At 67.9% G+C, this 16656-nt stretch carries 14 protein-coding genes; 11 read left to right on the plus strand and 3 right to left on the minus strand.

Features of this window, described 5'->3' with window-relative positions; translation table 11 throughout:
• Positions 1 to 6: 6 nt before the first annotated feature.
• The 5 genes from alr to tsaD are packed head-to-tail and all read left to right on the plus strand — an operon-like array spanning position 7 to position 4169.
• Positions 7 to 1227, plus strand: a complete 1221-nt coding sequence (gene alr, locus AC1DKN_RS03815) for an alanine racemase (protein ID WP_028275756.1) — start codon at positions 7 to 9, stop codon at positions 1225 to 1227.
• Positions 1224 to 1886 (plus strand): tRNA (adenosine(37)-N6)-threonylcarbamoyltransferase complex ATPase subunit type 1 TsaE, encoded by a 663-nt coding sequence (gene tsaE, locus AC1DKN_RS03820; protein ID WP_476870485.1) that lies wholly within the window; start codon positions 1224 to 1226, stop codon positions 1884 to 1886. Before alr ends, tsaE begins: the two co-directional genes overlap by 4 nt.
• The gene (gene tsaB / locus AC1DKN_RS03825) at positions 1886 to 2557 is read left to right on the plus strand and encodes a tRNA (adenosine(37)-N6)-threonylcarbamoyltransferase complex dimerization subunit type 1 TsaB (RefSeq protein ID WP_476855724.1); all 672 of its coding nucleotides are present in this window, start codon (positions 1886 to 1888) and stop codon (positions 2555 to 2557) included. Before tsaE ends, tsaB begins: the two co-directional genes overlap by 1 nt.
• A 47-nt stretch (positions 2558 to 2604) precedes the next feature.
• Complete coding sequence (gene rimI / locus AC1DKN_RS03830; RefSeq protein WP_476870537.1) at positions 2605 to 3072, plus strand: ribosomal protein S18-alanine N-acetyltransferase; 468 nt, start codon at positions 2605 to 2607, stop codon at positions 3070 to 3072.
• Complete coding sequence (gene tsaD, locus AC1DKN_RS03835) at positions 3069 to 4169, plus strand: tRNA (adenosine(37)-N6)-threonylcarbamoyltransferase complex transferase subunit TsaD (protein WP_476870486.1); 1101 nt, start codon at positions 3069 to 3071, stop codon at positions 4167 to 4169. The genes rimI and tsaD overlap by 4 nt, the downstream gene beginning before the upstream one ends.
• 83 nt (positions 4170 to 4252) lie before the next feature.
• Here tsaD and AC1DKN_RS03840 read toward each other — a convergent pair whose 3' ends face one another.
• Positions 4253 to 5404, minus strand: a complete 1152-nt coding sequence (locus AC1DKN_RS03840; protein ID WP_476870487.1) for a glutamate--cysteine ligase — start codon at positions 5402 to 5404, stop codon at positions 4253 to 4255.
• Between the two features lie 308 nt (positions 5405 to 5712).
• Here AC1DKN_RS03840 and AC1DKN_RS03845 point away from each other — a divergent pair, with 308 nt between their 5' ends.
• On the plus strand, positions 5713 to 6546 hold the full coding sequence (locus AC1DKN_RS03845) for a shikimate 5-dehydrogenase (protein WP_476870488.1): 834 nt from the start codon (positions 5713 to 5715) through the stop codon (positions 6544 to 6546).
• 93 nt (positions 6547 to 6639) lie between these two features.
• Here AC1DKN_RS03845 and AC1DKN_RS03850 read toward each other — a convergent pair whose 3' ends face one another.
• Positions 6640 to 7863, minus strand: a complete 1224-nt coding sequence (locus tag AC1DKN_RS03850) for a class I SAM-dependent methyltransferase (RefSeq protein WP_476870489.1) — start codon at positions 7861 to 7863, stop codon at positions 6640 to 6642.
• A 66-nt stretch (positions 7864 to 7929) separates the two neighbouring features.
• On the opposite strand from AC1DKN_RS03850, the gene AC1DKN_RS03855 reads away from it, so the two are divergent.
• The 4 genes from AC1DKN_RS03855 to AC1DKN_RS03870 all read left to right on the plus strand — a co-directional run bounded on the left by AC1DKN_RS03855 (position 7930) and on the right by AC1DKN_RS03870 (position 13238).
• On the plus strand, positions 7930 to 8364 hold the full coding sequence (locus tag AC1DKN_RS03855) for a hypothetical protein (RefSeq protein ID WP_476850299.1): 435 nt from the start codon (positions 7930 to 7932) through the stop codon (positions 8362 to 8364).
• 537 nt (positions 8365 to 8901) lie between these two features.
• Complete coding sequence (groES, locus tag AC1DKN_RS03860) at positions 8902 to 9198, plus strand: co-chaperone GroES (protein WP_028275747.1); 297 nt, start codon at positions 8902 to 8904, stop codon at positions 9196 to 9198.
• A gap of 81 nt (positions 9199 to 9279) precedes the next feature.
• On the plus strand, positions 9280 to 10890 hold the full coding sequence (gene groL, locus AC1DKN_RS03865; protein WP_018773736.1) for a chaperonin GroEL: 1611 nt from the start codon (positions 9280 to 9282) through the stop codon (positions 10888 to 10890).
• A gap of 266 nt (positions 10891 to 11156) precedes the next feature.
• The gene (locus tag AC1DKN_RS03870; RefSeq protein WP_476870490.1) at positions 11157 to 13238 is read left to right on the plus strand and encodes an acyltransferase family protein; all 2082 of its coding nucleotides are present in this window, start codon (positions 11157 to 11159) and stop codon (positions 13236 to 13238) included.
• 76 nt (positions 13239 to 13314) lie between these two features.
• On the opposite strand, the gene AC1DKN_RS03875 is transcribed toward AC1DKN_RS03870, so the two are convergent.
• On the minus strand, positions 13315 to 14283 hold the full coding sequence (locus AC1DKN_RS03875) for a DUF389 domain-containing protein (RefSeq protein ID WP_476870491.1): 969 nt from the start codon (positions 14281 to 14283) through the stop codon (positions 13315 to 13317).
• A gap of 179 nt (positions 14284 to 14462) precedes the next feature.
• Between AC1DKN_RS03875 and AC1DKN_RS03880 the strand changes: the two genes are divergently transcribed.
• The gene (locus tag AC1DKN_RS03880; RefSeq protein ID WP_476870492.1) at positions 14463 to 16547 is read left to right on the plus strand and encodes an acyltransferase family protein; all 2085 of its coding nucleotides are present in this window, start codon (positions 14463 to 14465) and stop codon (positions 16545 to 16547) included.
• Positions 16548 to 16656: the final 109 nt, after the last annotated feature.

Below are 16656 nucleotides of genomic sequence, written 5' to 3' on the forward strand. Positions count from 1 at the left end.
CGTTAGGTGACTTACCAAGCAGCAACAGGCGATCTCCTGCCCGGTTCGGCGGCAGTGCCGGCCCACGCTGAGGAGCGCTCAGCCGTAATCGATCTCGACGCCATCCGGCACAACGTCCGCCGCATCGCAGCGGTGGCCTCACCCGCGCAGGTCATGGCCGTGGTCAAGGCCGACGCCTACGGGCACGGCGCCGTCCAGGTGGCCCGCGCGGCCCTCGGCGCGGGGGCCAGCTGGCTTGGCGTCGCCCACATCTCCGAGGCCCTCGCCCTGCGCGCCGCCGGGATCGAGGCGCCCCTGCTGGCCTGGCTGCACACCCCGGACAGCAACTTCGCCGCCGCAGTGGCCGCAGGAATCGACATCGGCTGCTCGGGCTGGGAACTGGACCGGATCGTGGCCGCAGCCCGCGAGCAGGAACGGCCCGCCCGCGTCCACTTGAAGGTCGACACCGGGCTCGGCCGCAACGGCGCCACCCTCGACGCCTGGGACAGCCTGGTCGGCGAAGCCATGGAACACCAGGACCAGGGCCTGCTCCGGGTCGTGGGGATCTTCTCCCACCTGGCCGTCGCCGACGAACCCGAACGGCCCGAAACCGACGAGCAGCTCGCCGCGTTCCGCCAGGTCCTCGCCGTCGCCCAGGACGCCGGCGTGGACCCCGAGGTCCGCCACCTCGCCAACACCCCGGCCACCCTCTCCCGGCCGGACACCCACTTTGACCTCGTCCGCGTGGGGCTGGGCCTGTACGGGCTGTCACCCTTCGAAGGGCAAAGTCCGGCCGAGCTCGGGCTGCGCCCGGCCATGACGGTCCGCACGGTGGTCTCGCACTGCAAGGACGTGCCCGCCGGGCAGGGCGTTTCCTACGGGCTGAACTACCGCACGGACGGCGTCAGCACCCTCGGGCTCATCCCGCTGGGCTACGCCGACGGCGTGCCGCGCATCGCCACCGGCGGCCCCGTCCGGGTCGAGGGCGTGAACTATCCGGTAGTGGGTCGCATTGCGATGGACCAGATGGTGATCGACCTCGGACCCCGCCACGTGGCGGCCGGAGGCCCGAGCATCCTCGGCGCCGAGGCAGTGCTGTTTGGCGACGGCGCCGACGGCGGACCCACAGCCGATGACTGGGCCAAGGCCGCCGGTACCAACAACTACGAGATCGTCACCAGGATCAGCCCCCGCGTGCCGCGCCGCTACCTGAACGAAGAGCCCTCCACCGGCGAAGAGCGGCCGTGAGCGCGCCCGCGTGGGAACGGAGCCTTGAGGTCCACACGGCGGCGCAGACGCATGCGCTCGCCGCGGCCCTCGGCGCCGTGCTGGAAACCGGCGATCTGCTGGTCCTGACCGGCGAACTGGGTGCCGGCAAGACCACGTTCACGCAGGGGCTGGGGGAGGGCCTGGGAGTGCGGGCCGGCATTATCTCGCCGACCTTTGTCCTGGTGCGCATCCACCCCAACCTGCCCGGAGGACCCCGGCCGGGCGGACCGGACCTGGTGCATGTGGACGCCTACCGGCTGGAGTCGGCCGCTGAAATCGACGACATCGATCTTGAAAACACCATGGACAGCGCCGTGACCGTGGTCGAGTGGGGCCGCGGCCGGGTTGAGCACCTCAGCGACAGCCGGCTGGAGGTGGAACTCCACCGCACCCGCGGAGGCGCCGCCGCTTCCGCCGAAACCCCCGAAGCCCCCGAAGCCCCCGCCGAAACCGGCGCCAGTCCCGTTCTGGATTTCGACACGGACGACGACGAGCCGCGGACCGTCGTGATCCGCGGCTTCGGTCCGCGCTGGGCTGAAGCGCCGACGCTGCCCGGCGCCGAGCCGCTGTCCGAGACTATGCCCGGCGCCAGGCCCCTCCCCTGGACCACGCCCCAGACCCCGGAACGGAATCCCTGATGCTGATCCTCGCCATCGACACCTCAGCTGTCGCCAGCGCCGCCCTGGTCTCCGATGATGCACCGGAATCCGTGCTCGCCAGCTTCGCCACCGAGGACACGCGCACCCACGCGGAGGTCCTGGCCCCGGGGATCGACGGGCTCCTGGCTGAGGCCGGCGTCAGCGGGCACGACGTCGACGCTATCGTCACCGGCGTCGGCCCCGGCCCGTTCACAGGACTGCGCTCCGGGATCGTCACGGCCCGCACCCTCGCCTTTGTCTGGGGCAAGCCGCTGTACGGCGTCATGAGCCTGGACGCGATCGCCCTGGAAGTAGCCGAATCCACCGACTCGGCCGCGGAGTTCATTGTCGCCACCGATGCGCGCCGCAAGGAAGTGTACTGGGCCCGGTACACCCTCTCCGATGCCCAGCTGCCGCATCTGGAGGACGGCCCGCACGTGGGATTCGCCGCGGACCTGCCGGATCTGCCCGTGTACGGTGCAGGGGCAGGAATCTACTCCGACGTCGTCAAGGCGGTCGCGGAATTCAGCACCCGCCAGCCGGAGGCCCTCTCGCTCGGCCAGTTCGCACTCGCCCGGCTCTCCGCGGGGGAACAGCTCCTGGACTCCACCCCCCTGTACCTGCGCGAATCCGACGCCCAGGTGCCCGGACCCCGGAAGCGTGCCCTGTGAGCGCGGAGCGAGCCGTCCGGCTGCCCGGCGGAGTCACCCTGCGGGACATGGACGCCGCGGACATCCCCGCCATCCACGCCCTGGAACTCCGGCTCTTTCCCGTGGATGCCTGGCCGCTGCAGATGTTCCACGACGAGCTGGCGCAGGTGGATACCCGCCGCTACCTCGTGGCGGAGATCCACGGCGGGATCGTGGGCTATGCCGGGCTCATGTGCATCGAACCGATTTCGGACGTCCAGACGATCGCCGTGGTGCCCGAGCAGGAAGGCAAGGGCATCGGCTCTGCCCTGCTCACCGAGCTGATCGCGGAAAGCCGGCGCCGGCACGCCCAGGATGTGCTGCTCGAGGTCAGGGCGGACAACCCCCGGGCCCAGCAGCTTTACCTGCGCTTCGGCTTCGAACAGATCCACATCCGGCCCCGCTACTACCGGGACGGCGTCGACGCCCTGATCATGCGGCTCCAGCTGCCCCGCGAACCGCTCAGCCCCCAGCCAACGGAAGCAGGCCGACCATGAACCGCACCCAGCCGCTCGTGCTCGGCATCGAGTCCTCCTGCGACGAAACCGGCGTCGGCATCGTCCGGGGAACCACCCTGCTGACGAACACCGTCTCGTCCTCTATGGACGAACACGTCCGCTTCGGCGGCGTGATCCCCGAGATCGCCTCCCGCGCCCACCTCGACGCGTTCGTCCCCACCCTCGAGGAGGCCCTCGCGGAGGCGGGAGTGACGCTCGCGGACATCGACGCGATCGCCGTCACCTCCGGGCCGGGCCTGGCAGGTGCCCTCATGGTGGGAGTGTGCGCGGCCAAGGCGCTCGCCGTCGCCACCGGCAAACCGCTCTACGCCATCAACCACCTGGTGGCGCATGTCGGCGTCGGGCTCCTGCAGCAGGGCGCCGGCGCGCCGTCGCCGCAAACAACGCCGCACGCCCTGCCGGAGAATATGGGCGCGCTCCTGGTCTCCGGCGGCCACACCGAGATCCTGCGGATCCGGAGCATCACGGACGACGTCGAGCTGCTGGGCTCCACGATCGATGACGCCGCCGGCGAAGCGTATGACAAGGTGGCGCGGCTTCTGGGCCTGGGCTATCCGGGCGGTCCGGCCATCGACAAGCTCGCGCGCACGGGCAACGCCAAAGCCATCCGGTTCCCGCGCGGGCTCACCCAGCCCAAGTACATGGGGACCGCCGAGGAGCCCGGGCCGCACCGCTACGACTGGTCCTTCAGCGGGCTCAAGACCGCCGTCGCCCGCTGCGTGGAGCAGTTCGAGGCCCGCGGCGAGGAGGTGCCCGTGGCGGACATCGCCGCGGCCTTCCAGGAAGCCGTGGTGGATGTCATTACCGCCAAGGCAGTGCTCGCCTGCCGCGAAAACGGCATCAAGGAGGTCCTCCTGGGTGGAGGGGTCGCCGCCAACTCGCGGCTGCGCCAGCTCACCGAACAACGCTGCAGTGCGGCCGGCATCCGGCTGACGGTGCCGCCGCTGCCACTGTGCACGGACAACGGCGCCATGGTGGCCTCGCTCGGGGCGCAACTGGTGATGGCCGGCGTGAAGCCGAGCGGCATCGGCTTTGCGCCGGATTCCTCAATGCCGGTCACGACCGTCTCCGCCTGAGGCCACAGCCTGAGGCTTCGTCCGCGTGGAGCTAGACGGCCTGGGGCTTCGGCCGCCTGCGTGGCGGCTGTTGGGCGCCGGAGCTAGGCGTCCTGGCCCTGGCGCATCTGCTTGACCAGGTCCAGGACGACGGCGCGCAGGTCCCCGCCGTGCTCGGCGGCGACCCGGCGCTGCCGCTGGTAGCCGGCGCCGCGCTCGATGATCTTCTCGACGTCGGCCAGTTCGGCGCTGCAGCCCAGCTTCGCAGCCACCGGCTCAAGCCGCTTGAGCGTCTCGCGCAGGTGCTCCGTTACGAGCTGCTCGTTGCCGTCGGCGTCGAGGATGATGATCGCGTCCAGGCCATACCGGGCCGCGCGCCACTTGTTTTCCTGCACATGCCACGGGGGCATCGTGGGAATGGTGCCGCCGTTTTCCAGCGTGGTGGAAAACTCGTCGACAAGGCACTGCGTCAGCGCCGCGATCGCCCCGACGTCCTCGAGGGTCGCCAGGCCGTCGCAAATGCGCATCTCGATGGTGCCAAGCGCCGGAACGGGGCGGATGTCCCACCGGATCTCGGAGAGCGTGTCAATCACACCGGTGGTGAACATGTCCTGGACGTAGGACTCGTAGTCCTCCCAGCTGGCGAACTGGAACGGCAGCCCGGCGGTGGGCAGCTGCTGGAACATGAGGGCGCGGTGCGAGGCGTATCCGGTGTCCTCGCCGCCCCAAAACGGGCTGGACGCGGAGAGCGCCTGGAAGTGCGGGAAGTAATTGACCAGGCCGTCCAGCACCGGAAGGACCTTGTCCCGGCTGTCCAGTCCGACGTGCACATGGACGCCGTAAATGACCATCTGCCGGCCCCACCACTGGGTCCGGTCAATGAGCTTGGCGTAGCGTTCCTTGTCCGTGACGGGCTGAAGCTGGGGCGGGCTGAAGGGGTGGCTCCCGGCGCAAAAGATCTCCACGCCCATCGGATCGGTCACGTCCCGGACAGCCGCGAGCGAGCTGCTCAGGTCCGCCTTGGCCTCCGCGACGGTGGTGCAAATGCCGGTGACGAGCTCCACGGTGTTCAGCAGCAGCTCCTGCTTGATGTGCGGGTGCTCGTCGTCCTCATTGAGTTCGGGATGCCGGGCAGCGACGCCGCGCAGCACCTGGTTCGCCACGGAGGCCAGCTCACCGGTCTCGGCGTCGACGAGCGCCAGCTCCCATTCCACGCCAAGAGTCGACTGCCTGGATGAAGCGAACTCGATCTTCATGTGGTCCCTTCACTGTTCTGCTGTCGCTGGCCGTGGTCCTGGTGGGGAAATGCGCTGGCGAACATCCTCGGACATGCCTCTGGACATGGCACCGGCGGTGTCACGTGCAATTTCCCACACACCAGTGCGCCGGCCGGGGGCCGGCAGGGCTACGGGTGGTCCAAGTCTAGTGCAGGGGCGGCCCCGGGACGGTGTCAAAGTTGCCGCTGCTGCGTGAGTGTATTCACAACGTCGCTGGTCAGCGACGGCGCGCGCGGTTGCGCGTTGGGCTGCGGGTGGCCGGAGCGATCCTGGCGTTTAATGGAGCTGTGCCCATTCTGAACAAAGACATGACCCTGTGTATCTCGCTCTCGGCCCGGCCCAGCAACAACGGGACGCGCTTCCACAACCACCTGTACGAACAGCTGGGCCTGAACTGGATCTACAAGGCCTTTGCCCCCACCGACCTCGCCCAGGCGATCGCCGGGGTGCGCGGCCTCGGCATCCGCGGCTGCGCGGTGTCCATGCCTTACAAGGAGGACGTGATCGCCCTCGTTGACGTCATGGACCCGTCGGCGAAGGCCATCGACTCGGTCAACACCATCGTCAACGACGGCGGCCGGCTCACGGCGTACAACACCGACTACACCGCAATCGAGCAGCTCCTGCAGAGCAATGCAGTCCCCACGGACTACTCGGTGCTGGTCCTGGGCTCCGGCGGCATGGCCAAGGCCACCGTGGCCGCGCTCCGGGATGCCGGGTTCAAGGACGTGACCGTCGTGGCCCGCAACGAGGGCTCCGGCCGCGCCCTGGCCGAACAGTACGGCTTCGCCTGGAGCGCGGACCTGGGCTCTGCGCCGTCCGGTACCGGCACGGCGGACATGCTCATCAACGTCACCCCCATCGGGATGGCCGGCGGCCCGGACGCCGCCGCGCTGCCCTTCCCGCAGGAGGCCATCGATGCCGCCAAAGTGGTGTTCGACGTCGTCGCGCTCCCGGCCGAGACACCGCTGATCAAGGCCGGCCGCGCGGCCGGCAAGACCGTGATCACCGGAGCCGAGGTCGCCACGATCCAGGCGCTCGAGCAGTTCGTGCTGTACACCGGCGTCCGGCCGACCGACGAGCAAATCCGGGCAGCCGAGGAGTTCACGCGGGCCCAGTAGCGCGACAGCCCAGTTGACCGGCCGCTTCGCTGACATCCGGCGGCGGGGCACGGCGCCGCGGGGCACTCGGCCGGTGGGATCCCGCTGGCGGGGCTAGACCGGCTCCACCGAGACGGCCACCCGGTCCTCGCCGATCCTGGTGAGGACCAGGGTGGCGGATTTCTTGTCCTTGTGCTTTGCGCTGCCGCCGGGCAGGAGTTGCTTGCGCAGCTCTTCGGGCGTGACAGCCATACCGCGCTTCTTGATGTCCAGGACCCCGATGCCTTTATCCTTGACCCACGTCTTGAGTGCCTTGACGTTGAACGGCATCACCTCCAGGACCCTGTACGCCTTGGCGAACGGGGTGTCATGCAGCTCCGGGGCGCAGATGTAGGCGATGTGCTCGTCCACGAGGTGCCCGCCCAGCTGGAGCGCGACGTCGGCCACCAGGCCGGCGCGGATCACCGCGCCGTCGGGCTCGTACAGGTACCCCTCCACCGGACCCACGGGCGCCACCGGGCCGGCGCCGAAGTCCTCGCCGCTGGTGAGCTCAGCGGAACCAAGGGGGCCGAGCACGAGGGCCGCGCGCCGCACCCCCGGACGCCGCACCGCGTTGAACCACAGGGCCACCTCGGTCACGTCCCCGCCCACGGAGACCCACTGCGCCTCGCAGCCGGCCGGCACGGAATCGTGCGGCATGCCCGGGCCCATCTTCACGCCGACGGCGCGGCCGGAGCCGGCGAGTGACTCCACGAAGGACAGCGGCGGGGAGAAATCCTCCGGATCCCAGATCCGTTTGGTACCCGAAGTGGACGTCGTGCGCCGGGCTGGGTCGAGCCAGACGCCGTCGATCCCCTCGAGCGAAACCGAGGTGGCATCGGAGTGGACCACGGTGGCGTTGCGGAAGGGGATCAGGTTCATGGTGGCGCAGGCGGCCGTGGCCTCGTCCATTTCCACGGCGGTGACCACCAGGTCCAGGGATGCCAGGGCCATCGTGTCGGCCCCCAGCCCGCAGCCGAGATCGGCGACGTGGCCGATCCCGGCCTCCGCGAACCGCTGCGCGTGCCGTGCCGCCACCGTGAGCCGGGTGGCCTGCTCCAGACCGGCCTTCGTGAAAATCATCTGCCGGGCGAATTCGCCGAACTTCGCCTCGGCCTTGGTCCGCAGCCGGGACTGGGTGAGCACGGCCGAGACCAGCTCGGGGGAGTGGCCGGCCTTGCGCAGCGACGCCGTGAGGCGGAAGGCCTCGTCCTCGCGGTACGGGCCCAACGACGCCAGCAGCTCCCAGCCCTCGGGGGTGAGGATCGGGGCAATATATTCCTGCGGTGCGTCAGTCATGGCATCCAGCGTAGTTGAGGTCCGCGGGCGCGTTGTGACCGGACGGCGGGGGCTAGGCTTGATGGCATGGAAGACAGCGGCACAGGCGACAGCATCTCAGCGGACACGGCCGGGCAGGACACGGCCGGCGACGACGACGCCAGGCAGGAGCGCCGGCGGCCGCAGGGACTTGCCCGCTACGCAAAACCGGCGCTGATCGCCGGCGCGGTGATCGCCGTCGTGTCCGTCGCACTTTTGGTGATTATCTTCTTCCTCGATTCCTTCAACGCCACCGTGTATTCCGTCGGCGGCAAGAACGTCCAGGACGCCACGGACGAGGCTCGGGCCATCCGCGAGACCTATGCCGCGGCCCGGCTCGGCGGCATCATCTTCCTCGTCGCCGGCATTCTGCTGGCCGCCGCCGGCGCCGTGCTGTCGTTCCGGCACCGGAATGACGAAGGCCAGAACACGGACGAAGACGACGGCGAGGACGTGGACTTCGACGACCTCGCAGACCAGTAGCCATCGAGTAGGCGCGCGAATAGACGCCGCTGGTGGGCGCGCACCGCACCGCCAAACGGCCAACGGCCACGGGCCAGGGGACATGCCCAGCCTCCTGCGCCACGGATGGACATGTCCTCCCCGGCAGCCCGCACCCGTTGGGTATGTCCATCGCTCAGCGCGGGCACAGAGCATGACGCCCAAGTGTCCTCTGGCCGCAGCAAAAAATGGGCATGTCCTCCCGGGCAGCCCGCGCACCTTGGGCATGTCCATCGCTCAGCACGGGCACAGAGCATGATGCCCAAGTGTCCTCTGGCCGCAGGCAAAAATGGGCATGTCCCCTAGGGGGAAATGTTCACCCGGAACGAATTTCTGGCACTCGCCTTGACCGAGTGCTAACCATTTACATAGAGTCGTCATTAGCACTCTCCCTAGGAGGGTGCTAACACATGAAGCGCGTTCCGCCAGGCACGCTGCCGGCACCGCGACGACGGTCTGTGCGCCTTGGCATCACCGCTTCATAGTCCACGAATTTGCTGACGAAAAGGAGAGGTCCGAGTGTCGGTCTCTATTAAGCCTCTTGAGGATCGTATTGTTGTCCGCCCGCTCGAAGCCGAGCAGACCACGGCTTCCGGCCTGGTTATCCCGGACTCCGCGCAGGAGAAGCCGCAGGAAGGCGAAGTTGTTGCAGTAGGCCCCGGCCGCTTCGATGACAACGGCAACCGCGTTCCCGTTGACGTTGCCGTTGGCGACGTCGTCATCTACTCCAAGTACGGTGGAACCGAAGTCAAGACCGGCGGCACCGAGTACCTCGTGCTCTCCGCCCGCGACGTTCTGGCGATCGTCGTAAAGTAACTCTCTTGGACCCCCGCGCAGCCGATCCTTTCGCATTGAATGGATCAGTTGCGCGGGGTTCTGTCTTGAAAGGACAAAACCATGGCAAAGCAGCTTGCGTTTAACGACGCTGCCCGCCGGTCGCTTGAAGCCGGCATCGATAAGCTCGCCAACACCGTCAAGGTCACGCTGGGTCCGCGCGGCCGCAACGTCGTACTGGACAAGAAGTGGGGCGCCCCCACGATCACCAACGATGGTGTGACCATCGCCCGTGAAATCGAGCTGGATGACCCCTACGAGAACCTTGGCGCGCAGCTTGCCAAGGAGGTCGCCACCAAGACCAACGACGTTGCCGGCGACGGCACCACCACCGCCACCGTCCTGGCCCAGGCCCTGGTCAAGGAAGGCCTGCGCAACGTAGCGGCAGGCGCCGCACCGGGCGAAATCAAGCGCGGTATCGAGGTTTCGGTCGAGGCCGTCGCCGCCCGCCTGCTGGAGAACGCGCGCCCGGTTGAAGGCACGCAGGTTGCCAACGTTGCCGCAATCTCCGCCCAGAGCGACGAGGTCGGCGAGCTGCTGGCCGAGGCGTTCGGCAAGGTCGGCAAGGATGGTGTGATCACCATCGAGGAGTCCTCCACCACGCAGACCGAGCTGGTACTGACCGAGGGCATGCAGTTCGACAAGGGCTACCTGTCCCCGTACTTCGTCACCGACGCGGAACGCCAGGAGGCCGTCCTCGAGGACGCCCTGATCCTGATCAACCAGGGCAAGATCTCCTCAGTGCAGGATTTCCTGCCGCTGCTGGAAAAGGCGCTGCAGAGCTCCAAGCCGCTCTTCATCATCGCCGAAGACGTCGAGGGCGAGGCCCTGTCCACGCTGATCGTCAACCGCATCCGCGGCACGCTGAACGTCGTCGCCGTCAAGGCGCCGGGCTTCGGTGACCGCCGCAAGGCCATGCTCCAGGACATCGCGACCCTCACCGGTGCGCAGGTTGTCTCCGCGGAGCTGGGCCTGAGCCTGGACACCGTTGGCCTCGAGGTGCTCGGCACCGCACGCCGCATCACGATCACCAAGGACAACACCACGATCGTCGACGGCGCCGGTTCGGCCGAGGACGTCGCCGCCCGTGTTGCCCAGCTGCGCGCCGAGCTGACCCGCACCGATTCGGACTGGGACAAGGAAAAGCTGCAGGAACGCCTGGCCAAGCTGGCCGGCGGCATCGGCGTGATCAAGGTCGGCGCCGCCACCGAGGTTGAGCTGAAGGAAAAGAAGCACCGCATCGAGGACGCCGTATCCTCCACCCGCGCTGCCCTTGAAGAAGGCATCGTGGCCGGCGGCGGCTCCGCCCTCATCCACGCGCTGAAGGCGCTCGACGAGGACGCTGCCGTCCAGGCCCTCGAAGGTGACGCGGCTGCGGCCGTGGGCATCGTCCGCCGCGCCCTGGTCCAGCCGCTGCGCTGGATCGCCCAGAACGCCGGCTTCGACGGCTATGTCGTGGCTGCCAAGGTCGCCGAATCCGCCGTGAACCAGGGCTTCAACGCCAAGTCCGGCGAATACGAAGACCTGATCGCCGCCGGCGTGATCGACCCCGTGAAGGTGACGCGTGCGGCTCTGCGCAACGCGGCCTCCATCGCGGCACTGGTCCTCACTACGGAAACCCTCGTGGTGGAGAAGCCGGCTGACGAAGACGAGCACGCAGGGCACAAGCACTAGGCTCTGCCCGCAGGGGACGGTCCGGCATCTGCCGGGCCGTCCTTTTTCTGTCGAGTCTCTGCTGCCGTCCTGCCGTGTTCGTGGCCGCAAGTTGCCGTGATTCTGGCAGAGTTAACCCGTCAGGTGCCGCTCCAGCGTCCCGGGTTCACTGGAAACTCCCACGTTGGCATGCCTCAATGGGGTTCAGTGGCCGCCGTGACGATTGGCCATCAAAATTACGGTTTGGTAACATGGAGGCTTTGGTTATCTGGTTGAGGGGTAGTTCTATGACACAGCAAGGAACCTTGCCCCGGCCTGCCCGGCACATTGCCGCGACGGGGCACGATCCCGCAGCCAAGTCTGGCCGAAAATCCACCTTCAGGCCCGAAATCCAGGGACTCCGGTCCCTCGCTGTGCTGATGGTCATGACCTATCACATCTGGCTGGGCCGGGTTTCCGGCGGCGTGGACGTCTTCCTGCTGATCTCGGCATTCCTTATGACGCTTCAGTTCGTGGGCCGGTACGAGCAGGGCCGGTCCATGGCCCTCATCAAACACTGGCTGCACCTTTTCCGGCGCCTCGTCCCTGCCGCCGTCACCGTCCTGGTGGCCATCCTTGCCGCAACTGTCCTCTTCCTGCCCCGGACCCGGTGGATGGAAATCATCAACCAGGGCTGGGCCTCCCTGGGCTATGCCGAGAACTGGCTCCTGCAGACCCAGGCGACAAACTACTACGCCGCGGATCACAGCCAGGCCAGTCCCTTCCAGCATTTCTGGTCCCTTTCGATCCAGGGCCAGGTCTTTATCCTGTGGCCGCTCATTTTTGTGGGGGCCGCGTTCGTCGCCAAGCGCTTCAGGCTCCGCTACCGTGTGCTGCTGTCCTACGTCTTCGCCGTGATCTTCGTTGTTTCGCTGCTCTACTCGATCGTCTTCACCCAGGCGAGCCAAACGGAGGCGTACTTCGACACCTGGGCCCGGCTGTGGGAGTTTGCCCTGGGCACGCTCGTGGCTTTGGCCCTTCCTGCCCTGCGGCTTCCGCGGGGCTGGCGGATCGGGCTTGGCTGGCTGGGCATTGTGGCCATGCTCAGCTGCGGCCTCCTGCTCAACGTCCAGGCTTCCTTTCCCGGGTTTGTGGCGCTCTGGCCCACCCTGGCGGCCGCCTGTGTCATCGCAGCCGGGCAGTCGGGCAGCAAGCTGGGCGTCGACCGGATCCTGAGTTCGAAGCCCTTGGTCCGGCTGGGCGACATTTCGTATGCCCTGTACCTCTGGCACTGGCCGGTTCTGGTCATCTCCCTTGCCGTGATGCACAGGGAAAAAGCGGGTCTGATCACAGGCGCCGTCATCGTCACTGTTTCCCTGGTGCTCGCCTACCTCACCACCCGCTTCATTGAGAAGCCCTGGCGTGAGTGGCAGTGGCCGGAGGTGCGGCGGCGCCGCGCCTTCGTTGCCATCGCCGTGGCCGTGGTCACCGCCGCCGTGCCGCTGGCGGGGATTCAGATCCAGCAGCACCTCGAAAGCGAAGCAGTCCTGGCCCAAGCCCCGAAGAACAACCCGGGCGCCTTGGCGCTGACGCCGGGCTTTGTGGACCAGGCCGACGCCAACGCCGTCCTGCTCCCCACCCCGCAGACGCTGCCGCAGGACTGGGCCAGCCTCCCTAACTCGTGCTCCGGTGACCTGCAGCCGCAGGACCCGGTCCTTCAGAAGGACTGTTTCCAGAACAATCAATCCGGCACCGGAGCGAAAAAGGTCCTCGTGATCGGGGATTCCCACGCACAGCAATGGCTGGGCTCGATTGCTCCCCTCAGCGATGAGAAGGGCTGGCGGCTCTACGCCATGCTCAAGGGTGCCTGCAAGCCCAACATCGCGCCGCAGCACGTCTCGGCGGATTGCGACAATTTCAATGCGGCCGTCGCATCGGAAGTGAAGAACAACCCGCCGGACGCCATTATCATCGTGGGCACTGAGGCAGCGCCGTCGTCGCCACAGGAGACCGTGATCCCGGGCTTCGAAGCCACCGCGAAGTCTTGGACGGACGAGGGCATCAAGGTCGTGGCCCTCCGGGACAATCCGCGTTTTACCTTCAACATGGCAGAGTGCGTAGCGACCAAGGGTGCCGACGCGCCGGACTGCAGGCCGCGCGAGCAGGGCATGCTTGCGGCAACGAATCCCTTGGCCGCGCTGGATGGCAAGGTGCCGGGCGTCGCGTTCGTTGACATGACTGACCTGATCTGCAATGGCACGGAATGCCCGGGCGCGGTCGGCAACACCTACGTCTACCTGGACGACAACCACCTCAGCCGGAGCTATGCGGCCAGCATGGCCCCCATGTTCAGCGAGAGGCTCCTCGCCGCGACCGGATGGGGCCCCTAAGCTCCACGGTCCCCGGGCCTGCCGGCCGTAGTCCCCAGGACTGCCGGCCGTCGCGGGCACCTGCGGCGCCCGTGGCTCAGTGCTGGGAGCGGTCCGCCCTGCGCCGCAGCTGGCGGGCAGCGTCCGGCGCCAGCCGCCTGGTCACCAGCCGGTAGAACAGCAGGACCCCGACGGCGGCCACCACGATTCCGAGCAGGTTCAGGAACAGCTGCAGGGCGGAGCCGGCTGCCTTCTGGTACTCGCCCAGGACCAGTGCCACGGCCACGAACCCGGCTGCCGGCACCGTCGTGACGGAGATGAACACCCCGATCAGCGCCGCCGAGCGCCGGCTGATGACCGACAGCATCCCGGCTGTCCCGGCGAGGACGGCGACGATCAGGGAATAGGGGCCGGGGTGGTAGATGAATTCAACTGCTGAACCGTGGTCCAGCGCGTCTGCGGGGAACAGCCCGAGTGGCACGGAGAGCCACGCGGTCAGCGCGGCGGCCAGCATCGCGACGGGAAAACCGACGCCGAGGGCCAGCGCCGCGTCACGTCCGAGCCGCCGCTGGCGCCGGACCAGGGCTACGGCCAGGGCAGCCAGCGGGCCGAACTCCGGGCCCACGGCCATGGCGCCGACGATCGCAATGGTGGAGTCCGTCACGATGCCGATGGCCGCCAGCTGGGTCGCCAGGACCAGGAACGCCAGGAAACTCCACGTCAGGCGCGAATCCTCGCCGGTCTGCCGCGACACCTCGTCCCAGATCACGGCGTCCGCGCCCTCACCTGGAGCCTCCGCCTCCGCCCTGTCGGCGCGGTCCGAGAGCACAAGGTCCGGTGCGATGACCGTAATCGATCCCCGTTGCTGGACGTCGAGGGCGTGCAGCTTCTCCACGAGCCCCTCCACGGATTCCCGGGCCAGCAGAACCTCGATGACGTCCCCGGGCGGCGTGACGGAAGAGGCCTTCGCGAGCGCCACTTCCGAGACGCCGACGTGGTTCGTACAACTTTCGAGAACAACTCCGGACAATTCACCCGGAACACAAATGCGCACCTGCACGATCACGTGGCGGCCTCCTCAGACTCCTACCAGCCTAGCTTCCGCCCCGCGGCCGACGGCGCCGCCGCCCCCTGGGTGCGCCGCCGGCCAGGCGTGTGAAGGACACCGCCGGGCCCGTGTGATTGGCAAAGAAAATTACGTTTCGGTAACATTGATGTTTTGGAAACCGGCCTGAAGGGATCTTTGTGTCGAACGAGCGAACCACCGTCACCCCGCCACGGGCGGATGCAGGTTCTCCGGCGACCCGAAAAACAAGCTACCGCCCCGAAGTCCAGGGCCTTCGCGCCCTCGCGGTCCTCATGGTGGTCACGTACCATGTGTGGCTGGGCCGGGTCTCCGGCGGCGTGGACATCTTCCTCCTCATTTCAGCCTTCCTGATGACACTCAGCTTCACGCGGAAAGTCGAAAGCGGCGCGCCGCTGCGGCTGCTCAGCCACTGGCTGCATCTGCTCAAGCGCCTGCTGCCCGCCGTCGTCGTGGTGGTTCTCGGCGTCCTCGCCGGCACCTGGGCCATCCTGCCGCAAAGCCGCTGGCCCGACGTCCTTGAACAGGCCTGGGCCTCCCTGCTGTACCGGCAGAACTGGCTCCTGGCGGACAGCGCCGTGGACTACTACGCCCAGGACCATTCGGGCGCGAGCCCGCTCCAGCACTTCTGGTCACTCTCGATCCAGGGCCAGGTGTTCGTGCTCTGGCCGCTCGTCTTTGCCGGCACCGCACTTCTTTCCCGCCTGCTCCGCCGCCGGACCGGCCAGGACCACGTCCTGCTGCGTTACCGCTCCCTGCTGGCCGCGGCCTTCGGCGCCATCTTCGCCGTGTCCCTGGCCTACTCGATCCAGCAGACCGCAACGAACCAGGCCCACGCCTACTTCGATACCGGAGCCCGGCTCTGGGAGTTCGCGCTCGGCTCGCTCCTGTCCCTCGCCCTGCCGTACCTGAAGCCGGGCAGGGTCCTTCGCGTCGTGCTCGGCTGGGGCGGCCTCGTGGCCATGCTCTCCTGCGGGCTCCTGCTGACCGTGGACCGTTCGTTCCCCGGATTCATCGCGCTGTGGCCCACGCTGGCCGCCGCGGCGATCATCACCGCCGGTCAAAGCGGCAGCCGCTTCGGGGTTGACCGCTTCCTGACCTGGAAACCCCTGGTGGCGCTGGGGGATAACTCCTATGCGCTCTACCTCTGGCACTGGCCGCTGCTGGTCCTGGCCCTCGCCGGGGCGGGCATCACGGCGCCCAACCTGTTCCAGGGGCTGTGCATCGTTGCCGCGTCCCTCGTCCTGGCCGTGCTCACCACCCGCTTCGTCGAGAAGCCCCTGCGCGAATGGCACTGGCCCAAGCGCCGCGCCTGGCGCACCGCCGTCGTGATTGCCGCCTGTGGTGCCCTGCTGGCGGGTCCCGTCGCCGTGTGGCAGAGCCAGCTCCTGGCCGACGAAGCCGAGGCGGCGTCCCAGCCCAAGGAACTGACCCCCGGCGCGGCCGCCCTGGCACCGGAAAACGCCGGCAAGCCCACGCCGGAAGCCAAGATCATCCCCGCGCCGGCGGCGATGAAGAACGAGTGGGCGGACATCGACGGGCTGTGCACGGACGCCAACGTCCCCAGCGACCCCCTGCTTCAGGGGTGCCTGCAGAACAACAAGCCAGACAAGGTCACCAAACGGATCGTGGTGCTCGGTGACTCCCATGCCCAGCAGTACATGGCGGCGCTGGGCCCCATCGCGAAAAGCCACGGCTGGGAAGTTGTCACGCTCCTGAAGGGCAACTGCCGCTTCGGCGGGGAGTCCCCGGAGCGGGACGCGGACTGCAACGCCTTCAACCGGGCCAGCGCGCAGTACGTCCTGGACCACCGCCCCGACGCCGTTTTCACGGTTGCGTCCCTGACTCACAAGGAAGCGCCGTTCGAGACCGAAGTGCCTGAGTACCTGGCGGGCATCAAGCCGTTCACCGACGCCGGCATGGACGTGGTGGGCATCCGCGACAACCCCCGCTTCACCATCAATATGCCCGAGTGCGTCCAGAAGAACGGCCCGGATGCCTCGGAGTGCAATGTGCCGGAGCAGGAATCGCTCGCGGGGTCCTCGCCGCTGGACGCGTACCGCGGCCAGGTGCCCAGGCTGCACCTCATGGACATGAGCGATTTCATCTGCGCCAACGGAACATGCCCCGCGGTGGTCGGCAACGTGTACGTCTACAAGGACGACAACCACCTGACCAAGACGTACGTCCAGACCATGATCCCCATGTTCGAACGGCGGCTGCTCGCCGCGACCGGCTGGAAGTAGGCTGCTCGCCGCCACCGGCTGGAAGTAGTCCGACGCCGACCGGCCGGGGAGCAGCACCGGCCGGACGGGGGAGCCGGGGGAGCCGTCCGGCATGGGGCGGCTCACATTG

This window comes from Arthrobacter sp. 01N444 (assembly GCF_056399305.1).

Bases quoted from the DNA above. Each gene is read 5' to 3' on its own strand.
- AC1DKN_RS03850 (WP_476870489.1), bottom strand. From the start codon at position 7,863: ATGACTGACGCACCGCAGGAATATATTGCCCCGATCCTCACCCCCGAG.
- AC1DKN_RS03840 (WP_476870487.1), bottom strand. From the start codon at position 5,404: ATGAAGATCGAGTTCGCTTCATCCAGGCAGTCGACTCTTGGCGTGGAA.
- tsaB (WP_476855724.1), top strand. From the start codon at position 1,886: ATGCTGATCCTCGCCATCGACACCTCAGCTGTCGCCAGCGCCGCCCTG.
- groL (WP_018773736.1), top strand. From the start codon at position 9,280: ATGGCAAAGCAGCTTGCGTTTAACGACGCTGCCCGCCGGTCGCTTGAA.
- rimI (WP_476870537.1), top strand. From the start codon at position 2,605: ATGGACGCCGCGGACATCCCCGCCATCCACGCCCTGGAACTCCGGCTC.
- AC1DKN_RS03870 (WP_476870490.1), top strand. From the start codon at position 11,157: ATGACACAGCAAGGAACCTTGCCCCGGCCTGCCCGGCACATTGCCGCG.
- tsaD (WP_476870486.1), top strand. From the start codon at position 3,069: ATGAACCGCACCCAGCCGCTCGTGCTCGGCATCGAGTCCTCCTGCGAC.
- AC1DKN_RS03855 (WP_476850299.1), top strand. From the start codon at position 7,930: ATGGAAGACAGCGGCACAGGCGACAGCATCTCAGCGGACACGGCCGGG.